This is a genomic window from Coprobacter fastidiosus (assembly GCF_030296935.1).
Classification (GTDB): domain Bacteria; phylum Bacteroidota; class Bacteroidia; order Bacteroidales; family Coprobacteraceae; genus Coprobacter; species Coprobacter fastidiosus.
In genome coordinates this window covers 1,206,870-1,220,654 of sequence record NZ_AP028032.1, presented here as the reverse complement: position 1 = coordinate 1,220,654, position 13,785 = coordinate 1,206,870, and the positions used below count along the sequence as shown (strand labels likewise).

The window sequence follows — 13,785 nt, the reverse complement described above, 5'->3', positions numbered from 1 at the left end:
TATTTATTAATTTATTTTGTTATTTAGAAAAGAACCAACCGATATAAGCTAATCCTAATGATATAGTACTTTCATTATTGAAACGTCCTCCTCCGATCCATCTGCGTGTATAGTCTGCTTTGGCAACGAGATTGGGGAGTATATAATAGTTTAAGCCTGCAGTAATAAGATCCACTTTATAACGAGGATCGGCAGAAATATTGTTTGCTGTTTTGTGCATCGAATTATAATATTCGTAACGTACAAATGGAAATAAATTGAATTTGTGGTTAAAAAATGCACCGATGTTGTATCCTACCTCTGCACCGTATGTCAAAACATCTTTTGCAACAGGGGTCTCTGAATATCCCAGTGCTGTGGGATTTCTTAAATTTTCTTTGTAAATAAGGTCGCTTTCGGTCAGATTTCCGTATATAACGTTTGCTCGTGCAATAATATCACGGCTGTAATATTGCGCATCGGCAGACAAAATTGTGATTGCACCTTTTATCCCTTCCATTCGGCTTGGTTTAGTCGAGTTTTTGGCGGTGCTTGGGGTATAATATGCCGATATACCGAATCTCGTATTTTTAACGCCCGAATAATCTACCCGTGCTACATATGCCGGATTGGTCATATTCGGTATTTCGAATTTGTTCTGTTTTCCGTTTTTAATCCAATTAGCAGCATCGAATCCGTTGGGATCTAATCCGCTGATGACCATTGCTTGATAGTCGAAATCTCCGGCCTTTCCCAAAATGGCGATCCCGGTTTCATGCCAAGTAGACGGGATTATCTGTGTTTCGCCTTCCGGTCGTGTAGCACCGAAAAAGAATATCGGTTCGTGATGTGCATTTGTCAATCCTATAGGTACGATCATGTGTCCTGCTCGTACGGCAAATGCCGGATGAAATATTTTAGTAATGTGGAATTGTTCCAATGCAACTTCTCCACCTTTTTCTATTTCAGCTTCGTATTCGCCTCCTTCGGTGTATTCATGTTCTATACTTGCACCCGTACCTCCGTATTCGAATTCTATTTCAGCAGATAAAATGATAGATGGAGTAAATTTGTAATCGAAAGCTAATACAAAACGGGGAAGCGATATAGAAGATCGTTTATCACTCGGAGAGCCAGCTCCGCCGTTTCCAAAACGATATGGGCCATAGTCCATATGTTGGAAAAGCATTTCTCCGTAACTACCGACTCTGAATTTTTTATATTCTTCGTGATTTTTTACTTTTGTAGTATCGTTATTTTGAAAATTTCGGGCTTGTATTCCCTGACATAAAAGTAGAATAAGGAATGTTAAAGTAGTAAATCTTTTCATTTTTTTTGACGTTTTTACAGGGGCAAAGGTATAAGTGCTGTAAAGTGTTGACAATACCTAAAAATAAGTATTGTTTTGTTTATTCTCATTATAAATCGGGATTCTTGTCTGTCATTATTTATACTGAAAAAGCTTTGTTGAAATACCTATAAATGGGGATTGTATTTTTAGCTAATAATCTGTTATTTTGCGCCTGTGCTTAAACATATAAAAGAGAGAATATGAGTGACAACATTCCTAAATATAAAGCGACAGATAAGATGAGCGATCTTATTTGTGAAAACTATACTCTATTGATGGTGATGAGCCGTTTCGGTTTGCCGTTAGGGTTCGGGGATAAAAATGTAAAAGAGGTTTGCGATGCTTGTAACGTGGATTATAAAACGTTTTTGGCAGTCGTTAATTTTATGGATACCGGACAATTTGTTGTCGGAGGAGCAGATCTTTCTATCCAAGCATTAATGGAGTATTTGAAAAATTCTCATTCTTATTTTCTTGATTTTTGTCTGCCGGCGATTCGTCGTAAATTGATTGAAGCGATAGATTGTTCTCAAGATGGTGTAGCTATTCTGATTTTGAAATTTTATGATGAATATGTTAACGAAGTACGCCGGCATATGGAATATGAAGACAATATGGTTTTCGGATATGTTTCGTCTTTATTAGAGGGGAAGAAGAATTCTGATTATAATATATTGGTATTTGCCCGAAAGCATAATCAGATACAGACGAAACTTACCGAACTGAAAAATATAATTATTAAATATTATCCGGCAGAAAGAAGTAATAATAGTTTGAACTCCGTCTTGTTCGATATTTATTCTTGTGAACAAGATTTGGCATCACATTGTAATTTGGAAGATTTGTTGTTTGTTCCGGCTGTAGCCCAACTTGAAAAAAAATTCGAGGAAAATGAAAAGTAATGAAGCGATAAGAATTGTTATTGCTGAAAATTCTGTGATTATCCGGAATGGTATGACTGCGGTACTTAAACGTGTTCCGAATTTGAAGATACAGCCGATGGAGGTGTTGAGTACAGATGCTTTACAAGAGTTCATACGAATGCATACGCCGGATATACTTATTGTCAATCCCGTGTTTGACGGATATTTCGATTTGAATCGATTTAGAGAAAATCCTCGTACATCCCATATTAAATGTATTGCGTTACAAGGTGCTTTGTTGGATACGACTCTTTTGAATAAATATGATGGGGTTATTTCTATATTCGATGATATGGATACGATAACCGGGAAGATTCTTCAATTATTACAGAGAGATTCTGGAAATGAAGATATTGAAGAAGAATCTGAGTCACTCAGTTATCGGGAGAAAGAGATCGTGGTTTGTGTTGTTAAGGGAATGACTAACAAAGAAATTGCATCGAAATTGTGTTTGTCTATCCATACCGTTATTACTCATCGTCGTAATATTGTACGTAAATTGCAGATACATTCTCCTGCCGGACTGACGATTTATGCCATAGTAAATAAGTTGGTTGAGCTTGATGATGTGAAGAAATAAACAATTTTCCATGAAAATCCGTTTAATTAGGAGATGTTTCTATTTTTTGAGGAAGAGTAGTGGACTATTATCTGTCGATTGAAAACGTAAAAAAGACCTGAGAGGGTTATCTTATTGAAAAATTGTTTTTTTAGAACTGAGACATATCGTTGATTTTATTGTGACTAAACCTCTTCTTATTCAGTATTTTATGAATGAGAGATAAAATACCATAAATGTGGTATAGGATGAGTTTTTCTTAAAACCTACCTTTGCCGAATATGATATGATAATTGTTAAATGGAGAATGATATGGCAAGAATAGCTAAAAGTTTGACCGAATTGGTCGGGAATACACCATTATTGGAGTTTTCTAATTTTAATGCAAGCAAGAATTTGCGGGCGAGAGTAGTAGGTAAGCTGGAATATTTTAATCCTGCAGGTAGTGTGAAAGATCGAATTGCTTTGGCAATGATTGAGGATGCAGAGACACGTGGAGTCTTAAAACCGGGTGCTACGATTATAGAACCGACCAGTGGAAATACCGGAGTCGGATTGGCTTTTGTATCTTCTTCTAAAGGATATAACCTAATTCTCACAATGCCCGATACTATGAGTATTGAACGTAGAAATTTGCTCAAGGCATTGGGGGCTCAACTTGTACTGACTCCCGGAGCAGAAGGAATGAAGGGGGCTATTGCCAAAGCCGAATCTTTAAAGAATGAAATTCCCGGATCGATTATTCTGCAACAATTTGAGAATCCTGCTAATCCGGCTGTTCATCGAAGAACTACTGGAGAAGAAATTTGGAGGGATACTGATGGTAAAATCGATATATTCGTGGCTGGAGTAGGTACTGGAGGAACAATAAGCGGTGTCGGAGAAACATTGAAGAAGCATAATCCTGCGATAAAAATTGTTGCAGTAGAGCCTGCGGATTCTCCTGTCTTATCTGGAGGAGAACCCGGACCTCATAAAATACAGGGTATAGGAGCTGGGTTTATTCCCCGAACTTATAAAGGGGAAGTTGTTGATCAGATTATTCCAGTACAGAATGACGATGCTATACGTACCAGTAGAGAATTGGCAAAAAAAGAAGGACTTTTAGTCGGAATATCTTCCGGAGCAGCAGTTTATGCTGCATCTGAATTGGCGAAGCTTCCGGAGAATGCCGGGAAAACTATCGTTGCATTACTTCCTGATACCGGTGAACGTTATTTGTCCACAGTCCTTTATGCTTTTGAAGAATATCCTTTGGATTAAAAGGTAAATAACAGAGGCCTGCACGGGTCTGATTTGAGAATTTTTTATTGAGAAACTTAAAATGATTCTAAGGCTGTCTTTATGACAGCCTTATTTTTTATATGCAGTATTCTGCCATGTCGATTATTCCGGCACGAAAGGCATACCGGGTTGCTTCATGTATATTGTTAACGTTCAGTTTTCGGAATATATTTTTTTTGTGAGTAATAATGGTATGTACGCTTGATATGCGGATTGCCGCGATTTCTTTAACGGATTTTCCTTGTGCCACCAGTTTTAGTATTTCTATTTCCGTAGTAGTTAGTAAAGATTGTCCGATGATTCCTTGTTCTGTATTATTTTGCAGTTGATTTTTTGATTGGGCACACAAATATTGTTTATCGGAAATCGTATATTTTAAGGCATCAGAAATTTCTTGAAATGAGGAATTTTTGAATAAGACGCTGAATGCCTTGTCAGAATAAATGTTGCGGATAAATTCGGTAGTAAGTTCTTCCGAGAATAAGATCCATCGGACAGAGGGAAATCGTTCGTGTAAGTTTATCAACTCCTCGATTCTTGAAAAATCGAAAAGTGTATAATCTAAGATGATTATAGCTTGAGAATTTTTTTTAAGTAAATCGGGCAGTTCCTGTTTTGAATATATATGTATAATACGTTCGGAAAGATGTAATTCCCGTATTATGAAATTTAATCCGGCTCGTGTAATAGCCTGGTTATCGGCAAGTATATAATATTTTTGAGACATGCAGATTTAATAATGAGCATTCGGTTTATTCGAATTTTTCGTGATAAGCCTTTTCAAGTTGATTTAAAGCACGGTTGAGAATAGCTCGTGGACATGCGATATTCATACGCATAAAACCTTCTCCTTCTTTTCCGAACATGCTTCCGTCATTTAGGGCAAGATGGGCTTTGTCGACAAAAAAATCGACCAGATCTTTTTGTGACAAGCAAAGCTCTCTGCAATCTAAAAAAATTAAAAAAGAGGCTTGTGGAATTATTGCTTTTATACGGGGCATTTTTTCTTTTAGGTACTGTTCGGTATAAATTACATTCTCTTGAAGGTATTCCAATACTTGCGATAACCATTCTTCTCCGTAAGTATAGGCAGCTTCTACGCTCCTGAATGCAAATACATGTCCTTCGGTAAGATCGCTTCCTTCTGTGAATTTTTTGAATTTTTCTCGAAGGAATTCGTTTTTTATTATGCAGAATGAACTGGCGAGTCCTGCCATATTGAATGCTTTACTGGGTGACATGAAAACCAGCGAATTATCTGCGGCTTCTTTTGATACTGTAGCAAAAGGTATATGTTGATATGGCGGGAAAGTGAGATCGGCATGAATTTCATCAGAAAAAACTAATACATTGTTTTGGGCACAAATAGAAGCAATCCGTTTCAGTTCTTCCATATTCCACACTCGTCCGCCAGGATTGTGTGGGTTACAAAGAATAAAGACTTTACAGCCTTTTATCTGTTTTTCAAATTGTTCGAAATCGATTTGGTATTGTCCGTCTTTTAAGATTAACGGACAAAATACGACCTTACGGTTTTCATTTTCCGTAACTAAAAAGAACGGGTGATAAACAGGAGGCATTACCAATATTTTATCTTTCGGTGAAGTAAAACATTTTATTGCGAAAGCAAGTCCGGGGACGATACCCGGAGTATAAGAGATCGATTTGCGTTCTATACTCCAATTATATCGTTTTTTCAGCCAATTGATAATTGCCGAATAATAAGAATCGGGCTTGCTCGTATAGCCTAAAATAGGGTGTTGACACCGTTTTTGTAATACTTCCATGATAAATGGAGGTGTCGCTAAGTCCATATCGGCTACCCAAAGCGGAATAAGATCATTTCTTCCCCATCGGGTAAGCAATGCTTCTTGTTTTATAGCATCAGTGTTATTTCTGTCTATTATTGTGTCGAAATTATATTTCATAATAGGGGCGGTTTTTAATATAGAGTCTTATTGTTTTTATTATGCAGAGACTTATTTTCTTAAAAAGAACTTTTGTACAGAACGTGTCTGCATAGACGATTCTCGGAAATTATATTCGGATGATCGAATTCTCCGATTTTTTGTAATCCGATTTTTTGCATGATACGTTCAGATCGTTTATTGATAGCAGCAGTGAAAGAGTATATCTCTTTAATATTTAAATTAATAAATCCATATTGAAGGCATGCTTTGGCAGCTTCTGTTGCATAGCCTTGATTCCATACATCTTTTATGAGTCTCCATCCGATTTCGATACAAGGGGTAAAGTTTGCAGGGAAATCGGTTTTATGTAATCCTGTATATCCGATGAATTTATGATCCGATTTCTTTTCTACGGCAAACAATCCGTATTTTACTTTATCAAACTCTTTGCAGATACGTTGATAAAAATCAATAGATTCTTTACTGTCTAATATTTTAGGAAAAAACTCCATTACCTCCGGATCTTGATTCATTTTAATAAAAGTCGGTAAATCATTTGGAGTCCATTCTCGTAATAAGAGCCTCTCTGTTTCTATGTATAGTTTCATAATTAATATCCGATAATTTACAAACTTACGTTTTATTTGAAAAACAGAGAAGCTTCTTTTCCAAAAAATAAGGAGTATGTCAGAAATAGTGTTATTTCAATTTAGACATACCCTTTATTCAGGCAGATTTAAGAACCGGTTTAAATTTGCTAATGTAGAAAATCTGTCAGACCATTTTAATATTTTCTTTCGGTTTGTTTTTTCATTTTCATTCGACAGATAGTTTGTTATCATTTAAAAATAAAAAACATCCTCAAAAGAAATTTTCAAAACCGACCATAGTAAAATTTAGATAGGCTCTTAGAGTCGGTTTTTATTTACTTTTTTCATGAATAATGTCGATTCCTTGTCGAACTTTTTCTTTGACAGTGTCAGCAGCGTGTGTTGCTTTCTCTTTTACTGTATGTGCTGCATGTTGTGCTTTTTCTTTTAATTCTTGAGTCTTTTCCTGCGCTTTTTCTTTGACTTTATCAGCAGATTTTTTTGTTTTAGCTGTAGCTACATTTGCGGCGTCTTTAGCCTGTTCTTTTATTGCATAGACTTTTTGTTCTAGTTTTTCCATATTTGTTTACTATTTAGAAATTAATTGATATAAATACAATACGAAGCTTAAAAATGTTGATTTGGTTAAAGTAATTTATAGAACTTTCTGATTTACTTCGTTTATGCCGTACAGTTGTTTTTGGGAGATTTATTGGATATCTGTCTTTTGGAAGTAGTCAACAAAATATCGGTTATGCTTGTTATCTGAGAGTGAAAAGAAAATTATTTATTAAATAATCTGTGATATGGAGACAATCTTACATTTTTTTCGTACCTATCCGGAGATGGCTATATTTCTTACAATCGGCATTGGGTTCTGGTTGGGACAATTGAAATATAAATCTTTTTCTCTGGGGACGGTAACTTCTGTGCTCTTAGTAGGTGTGGTAGTAGGACAAATGGATATTCCTATACCAGGACCTGTAAAATCGGTTTTCTTTTTATTATTTCTTTTCTCTATTGGTTACAGTGTCGGTCCTCAGTTTTTTCAGTCATTAAAAAGCGATGGCATCCCGCAAGTTATATTCGCTTGTGTACTTTGTATTCTCTGTTTAGGCGTGACGGTTATTATTGCCAAGATATTGGGTTATAATCCTGGAGAAACCATTGGATTGTTTGCCGGAGCTCAGACAATCTCTGCCGTAATTGGTGTCGGGACTGATACGATCGGGACATTGGGCGTTTCAGAGTCCGAAAAACAGGCTTGGTTGAATATTATTCCTGTTTGTTATGCCGTGACCTATATTTACGGAACGATCGGTTCTGCTTATATTTTGGGGACATTAGGACCAAAAATGCTGGGTGGGTTGGAAAAAGTAAAACAGAAAACCCGGGAACTTGAAGCTCAAATGAGAAAAGGTTCTATCGAAGATGATCCGGCTTTGATCGATGCGAATCGTCCGGTTGTTTTTCGAGCCTATTGTGCTTGTAGCGATTGGTTCGATACTCAGAGAACAGTTGCCGATGTGGAGAAACAAATGCAGACTTTGGGACGGAGAATATTTGTAGAGAGAGTTCGTTCTGCAGGTAAAGTAGTAGATGCGACTCCTGATCAAATCATTCATAAAAACGACGAGCTTGTTTTGAGCGGAAGACGGGAGACTGTCATAGAAGATGAAAGCTGGATCGGTGATGAGGTAAATGATCCTGAATTGTTGACATTTCCGGTTGAAGATATTTTTGTCATGCTTACTCAGAAGACGGCAAAGGGGAAAACAATAAGAGAATTACGCCGGCAGCCGTTCATGCATGGCATTATTATTAAGAAAGTAAAAAGAACAGGAGTTGAATTACCTATTTTAGCAAATACGAAGTTGCAAGCAGGGGATCTGCTTGAAATTGTCGGTATGGCAAACGATATAAAGCAAGCTTCTCCTAAATTGGGATATGTAGATCGTCCGACTAATAAAACAGACCTTATTTTTGTCGGTTTAGGAATATTGATCGGCGGTATTGTAGGAGCATTGACTATACGTTTAGGCGGTATTCCTATTAGTCTAAGTACCAGTGGCGGGGCTTTGATATCGGGTTTGTTTTTCGGATGGCTGAGAACCAAACATCCGACCTTTGGCCGTATTCCCGATCCGGCGGTATGGATTTTTAATAATCTCGGATTGAATATGTTTATTGCAGTAATCGGAATTACTGCCGGACCTACTTTTCTATCCGGAATAAAAGAAATGGGATTCATAATTTTCTTTGCGGGTATTTTGTCCACTTCTATACCGTTGATATTAGGGATATGGATCGGTGACAAGATATTTAAGTTTCATCCAGCCATTAATTTGGGATGTAATGCCGGTTCTCGTACTACGACAGCGGCCTTAGGTGCAATACAGGAGTCGATAGAGAGCACAGTCCCTGCTCTCGGATATACGGTAACGTATGCCGTCGGGAATACTTTATTGATTCTTTGGGGAGTGGTTATCGTATTGCTGATGTCGTAAATAATAAATGTAGAATAATATCGATAATTTAAATTTGTAATATGGATTGTAAAGAAAAATTACCTTCGGCTTTAATGAAAGGATATAGCCGGAAGTTTGAAAAAGGACTTGAATTGATGAGTCCGTTCGAGATTAAGAATAAGTTAATAGAGTTTGCTGAAGAGCATACTCGAAAAGCTTTTTGTTTATTTCTGAATGCCGGACGAGGAAATCCTAACTGGATTGCAACAGTCCCTCGTGAAGCTTTCTTTTTATTGGGAAAATTCGGTCTGGAAGAGTGCCGTCGGGTATTCGATCTTTCTGAAGGAATTGCAGGTATTCCTGTAGAGAAAGGCATTGCTAAACGCTTTGAAGATTTTATTCAGCAGCACAAGACCTTACCGGGTGCTGATCTGTTGAAAGAGGCTTATCATTATTTTGTCGATAAGAAAAGAGTCGATCCGGATTCGTTGATACACGAATGGGCTGAAGCGATTATCGGAGATCAATATCCTGTACCTGATCGTATGTTGAAATATGCCGAAATGATTGTACACGATTATCTGTTACAAGAGATGTGTGATCGTCAGCCGGTAAATTTCAAGTATGATCTGTTTGCTACGGAGGGAGGCACGGCAGCTATGTGTTATATTTTCGATTCTTTGCAAGAAAATCGTTTGCTGGCCAAGGGAGATCGGGTCGCTCTTATGATACCCATATTTACCCCTTATATCGAAATTCCGGAACTTGATCGTTTTCAGTTTCAGGTGACTAAAATTCAGGCAAGTCAAATGACAGGAAAAGGACTTCATACTTGGCAGTATCCCGATTCGGAGCTCGATAAATTGAAAGATAAATCGATAAAGGTTCTTTATATCGTCAATCCGAGTAATCCACCCTCTTATACGTTAGACAAACGGTCTTTGGATAAGATCGTAGATATTGTCAAGAAAGATAATCCGCATCTGATGATTATTACGGATGATGTGTATGGGACATTTGTGCCGCATTTCAAATCTTTGATGTATGAATTACCGTTGAATACATTGTGTGTATATTCTTTCTCTAAATATTTCGGAGCTACCGGGTGGCGCTTGGCGGTAATAGCATTGAGCGAGAATAATATTTATGATGAGATGATTGCTGCGCTTCCGAAATCGGATATTGAAGATTTGCATAAACGTTATGAGTCTATAACTCTTAATCCGGAGAAGCTTAAATTTATAGACCGTATGGTAGCGGATAGTCGTATGGTGGCGTTGAATCATACGGCAGGACTTTCTACTCCGCAGCAAATGCAGATGGCTCTTTTTGCGGCTTATGCTCTTTTTGATAAGGAAGACCGATATAAGAAAAAAATGCAGAAAATGATTAAAGAGCGGCTCGATGCCATGTGGGAAAATACAGGTTTCGAGCTTGTTCCTGATCCTTTGCGTGCCGGATATTATTCAGAAATAGATATTATGGTGTGGGCAAAGAAATTATACGGAGATGAATTTGCCTGTTATCTTGAAGCTAATTATGATCCTCTTGATTTTGTAATTCATTTAGCAAAAGATACTTGTATAGTGTTGCTTAACGGTAGCGGTTTTGATGGTCCTGATTGGTCGATACGTGCATCTTTGGCCAATCTCGATAAAGATGATTATAAGAAAATCGGGAAGGGGGTACGGTTGATATTGGATGAGTATGCTTTGGCATGGAAAAAGGCGAAAGGTGAATCAAAATAGTTTTTTGTAAAACGGGAGAGAAAATTTTTGTCTCCCGTTTTTGTTATCTTTTTTTCTTATAATATTTTGTTTTCAGTTTTTGAAATTCCGGACTTTTTTTGATGTCTTTTAGCCAGATATTGAGGCTGTCGAGAAGTAAAGGCGATGTAAGTCGTAGAGCCCAAGATCGGAATTGTGTAAAACTTATATCGGTGCTGAAATCGATTTCCGGATAATGTTTACTCATTTCTCGGGCAATTGTTTCATCGCATACGGCAAAATCAATTTCACCTTTGGCTACCATAATAATTAATTGTTCGTCACCGTAGGTGTTTTCTTCATTGACATAAATCGTATCGCCTATTTCATGTGCCAAATTCATAATCCGTAAACGGGTAGGGGCGTCACTGATAATATTCAAATGTTTTTGAGCCAGATCGAGTTGATTTCGTATAGGGTCTTTCCCATTGTTATATTCGGCTTTTCTTTGCACTAATACTTGTTTGTTGAGTAAGATGGGATCGGTAAATAAAAAATTTTCTTTACTGTCCGTAGTGACAGGAATAGGACGCCCGATAATATCGTAACGATTTTTCTCGAGTCCTTCTATGCTTTTGCTTAAACTGACTTCGGGATATACTTTTACATGCAGACCGCTTCGCTTGGCAATCAGTTGTGATAATTCATAATCAAATCCCGATATGGTATCATCAGATATGTAGTAATTTATCGGAGTATAGTCCGTTACAATACGTAGTGTGTCTTGCTTGATTTCCGGAATATCTCTCGGGGTATATGACGGAACGAGTATTTGGGTACGTATCATATACATGATGAAAAGTACTATGACCAACAGAACGATATAGAGAATAAATCGCGTTTTGTATTTCATATATTCTTTCTTTATCTCTATATAGGTTTAATTTGCAAAATCGACTGAGACTCCGAATTGCAGGGTTGCAGGGTTTATTGGGTAATGCAACATAGAAAAATAGTTGTTTCCACCGAACATTCCTTGATTGAAATTCGAGTATAAAACGTAAAAACGCACCATTTTCAATTTCATGTTTGCATAAACATTCATCATTGGATAATTGCCTATTTTAAATTCCCTTTGGTTATAAAACGACAAAGTTGCCGGTTGGTATCCTTCTGCATAATATTCGGTGTGATACCGGCAATCTACGCCTATTTGAGTATTCAATACCTTCGCTATCGGAAAAGATAAATACAGATTTCCGTATGCGCTGAGGTCGGGAAGGGGAATAATAGAAGGTCTGCTCGATTTTTGATAAACTGCTTCGAGATCTAAATTAAGAATCCCGACTTTGAATGATTGGTTTAGTTTGGCACTAAAAACTTGCATGATCGAACTTTCTTGACGAGGCATGCAGTTTTCATCAAAATAGACGTAGTTTTGGACATTTTCTACACCAACGTTCAATCGAGTGCCCCAACGTTCTATTGCAAATTCTCCTCCGACTCGAAAATTCCTGATTTTATTGAAGTTATTGTTCCATATAAAATGATTGGAAACATAATGCTTATAATAAAATGCAGGTTCAAGATTTTTAAAGAAGCCATATGCACGTAATTGGACGGTATCTTTAAAAATAGGAAAGCGAGTCTGTATTTCTCCATTCACATCGAACGATCCTACTTCCGGACCGGTTAATCCCAATTTCCCGTTTACAGTATAGGTCAGTATTTTCCCTTGCCGTTTCGAAACTTCAGCACCTATCCATAGTAAATTCTCAGTATAGTATCGGCTCGATGATCGTCTTATAAATGTTACAGGCTCTCCGAGTACCGGTGTTTCAGGTGCGAAAGCGAAGGCTGAGGGAACAGTATCCGGCATTAGTTTGAATTGGCGTATTTCGTATGTCATATAGGCCGCCAATCCCATTTTTGCATATTTGTTAAAACCTTCAAGCAGAGAGATTCCCAGTGTATTTTTGAGAGACCAATAAGAGGTCGTGTCATTCGATCCGTTTTTGTTGAAATAGGTATTTTTGAAAAATTTTTGATCTTCGTCAGCCGAGAGATTGACAAAACGACGGAAATTTCGGTTGTATTCTATCGTATGAATAAAACTGGTGACAGGAACAAATGTCTCTATTGTTGTCGTGTCTTTTGTCTCTGTTTTATAAAAACCTACATTATAACGTTGTGTGGCATAATAGTTTTGTCCTCTCACACGGTTGTATGCATCGCTTAGGTTGATTGGAATACTTTGCGAATCGATACCCGTTCCTCCATCCATTTCGGTAGGATGAAGGATGTAGTTGTCGTCAGCAAGCCCTCCGTTTTCTTGACATACAAAATTATATGTGTTGAACATTACTTGTAATTGATATTTTTCTCCGATATAATTAGATGAGAGTTGCCAAGAAAGCTCATTTGTTGCCTGATGATCATAACTTCCCCGAGAATAGAGATATTGAATATTTGCCCCGAATCCCAATTTGGCATTTACATTTCCTGAAAAGACGGCTTTCAAGTCGTCTTGTTTTTTCACTTTAGAACCTCCTGTGAGGTAGGATAAAAGTGTCATGGGAATGCGGGTATTGTAAAAGTCAAAATTCTCGGGAGTTGTTATCCAAGGATGAAAAGGCGCTTTGAATATGAACTGGGGCATCTGCGGGCGATCGAAAAATATTTTTGAAAATCCCGGACCTCCTAAATTACCCGTATAACCATAAGCCGTCGAATATGAAGAGGGTTGGTCAGTTTGGTAAAAATTGAGCTGAAGTGTGTCCATCGGTACACGATACCTGTTGCCCAACGGTTGTGTATTGCGCCATGCATACGGTTCTGCAATAACCGGCTTTTTCTTGGCAAATACCGAGAAAACACAGCAGATACCGATAATAAAGAGTACCGAAATTCTTTTCATACGGCTGCAAAGATAAAATTAAAAAATCAGAATTAAAGGAGTCGGGCCTATAAAAAGGCTTTCGTAAAGAGAGGGTTGTTTGGGTTTTGATAATCTTT

At 37.4% G+C, this 13,785-nt stretch carries 12 protein-coding genes; 5 read left to right on the top strand and 7 right to left on the bottom strand.

The annotated features are described in order from the left end of the window. Positions 1-19: 19 nt before the first annotated feature. Positions 20-1,309, bottom strand: a complete 1,290-nt coding sequence (locus QUE35_RS04910) for a hypothetical protein (protein WP_022602791.1) — start codon at positions 1,307-1,309, stop codon at positions 20-22. Between the two features lie 221 nt (positions 1,310-1,530). On the opposite strand from QUE35_RS04910, the gene QUE35_RS04905 reads away from it, so the two are divergent. The 3 genes from QUE35_RS04905 (at position 1,531) to cysK (ending at position 4,075) form a co-directional block, all read left to right on the top strand. Then, the gene (locus tag QUE35_RS04905; protein WP_009316496.1) at positions 1,531-2,232 is read left to right on the top strand and encodes a hemerythrin domain-containing protein; all 702 of its coding nucleotides are present in this window, start codon (positions 1,531-1,533) and stop codon (positions 2,230-2,232) included. Continuing rightward, on the top strand, positions 2,222-2,833 hold the full coding sequence (locus tag QUE35_RS04900; protein WP_009316497.1) for a response regulator transcription factor: 612 nt from the start codon (positions 2,222-2,224) through the stop codon (positions 2,831-2,833). Before QUE35_RS04905 ends, QUE35_RS04900 begins: the two co-directional genes overlap by 11 nt. 291 nt (positions 2,834-3,124) lie before the next feature. Next, complete coding sequence (gene cysK, locus QUE35_RS04895; protein WP_031258914.1) at positions 3,125-4,075, top strand: cysteine synthase A; 951 nt, start codon at positions 3,125-3,127, stop codon at positions 4,073-4,075. 97 nt (positions 4,076-4,172) lie between these two features. On the opposite strand, the gene QUE35_RS04890 is transcribed toward cysK, so the two are convergent. The 4 genes from QUE35_RS04890 to QUE35_RS04875 all read right to left on the bottom strand — a co-directional run bounded on the left by QUE35_RS04890 (position 4,173) and on the right by QUE35_RS04875 (position 7,176). Then, positions 4,173-4,823, bottom strand: coding sequence for a response regulator transcription factor (locus QUE35_RS04890; RefSeq protein WP_009316500.1), 651 nt, complete (start codon positions 4,821-4,823; stop codon positions 4,173-4,175). Positions 4,824-4,848: 25 nt separating this feature from the next. Beyond that, entirely contained in the window at positions 4,849-6,024 is a 1,176-nt protein-coding gene (locus tag QUE35_RS04885; protein WP_022602794.1) for a MalY/PatB family protein, read from the bottom strand. 59 nt (positions 6,025-6,083) lie between these two features. Continuing rightward, on the bottom strand, positions 6,084-6,614 hold the full coding sequence (locus QUE35_RS04880; protein WP_022602795.1) for a GNAT family N-acetyltransferase: 531 nt from the start codon (positions 6,612-6,614) through the stop codon (positions 6,084-6,086). Positions 6,615-6,927: 313 nt separating this feature from the next. Continuing rightward, positions 6,928-7,176 (bottom strand): hypothetical protein, encoded by a 249-nt coding sequence (locus QUE35_RS04875; RefSeq protein ID WP_009316503.1) that lies wholly within the window; start codon positions 7,174-7,176, stop codon positions 6,928-6,930. A 226-nt stretch (positions 7,177-7,402) separates the two neighbouring features. Here QUE35_RS04875 and aspT point away from each other — a divergent pair, with 226 nt between their 5' ends. After that, positions 7,403-9,103 (top strand): aspartate-alanine antiporter, encoded by a 1,701-nt coding sequence (gene aspT / locus QUE35_RS04870; protein ID WP_009316504.1) that lies wholly within the window; start codon positions 7,403-7,405, stop codon positions 9,101-9,103. A gap of 41 nt (positions 9,104-9,144) precedes the next feature. Beyond that, positions 9,145-10,812, top strand: a complete 1,668-nt coding sequence (locus QUE35_RS04865) for a bifunctional aspartate transaminase/aspartate 4-decarboxylase (RefSeq protein ID WP_022602796.1) — start codon at positions 9,145-9,147, stop codon at positions 10,810-10,812. 43 nt (positions 10,813-10,855) lie between these two features. On the opposite strand, the gene QUE35_RS04860 is transcribed toward QUE35_RS04865, so the two are convergent. Together QUE35_RS04860 and QUE35_RS04855 are read right to left on the bottom strand one after the other, a co-directional pair. Then, positions 10,856-11,683, bottom strand: a complete 828-nt coding sequence (locus QUE35_RS04860; RefSeq protein ID WP_022602797.1) for a transporter substrate-binding domain-containing protein — start codon at positions 11,681-11,683, stop codon at positions 10,856-10,858. A gap of 27 nt (positions 11,684-11,710) precedes the next feature. After that, a complete protein-coding gene (locus QUE35_RS04855) occupies positions 11,711-13,687 on the bottom strand; it encodes a putative porin (RefSeq protein WP_022602798.1) in 1,977 nt (658 codons plus the stop codon). Between the last annotated feature and the right edge of the window lie 98 nt (positions 13,688-13,785).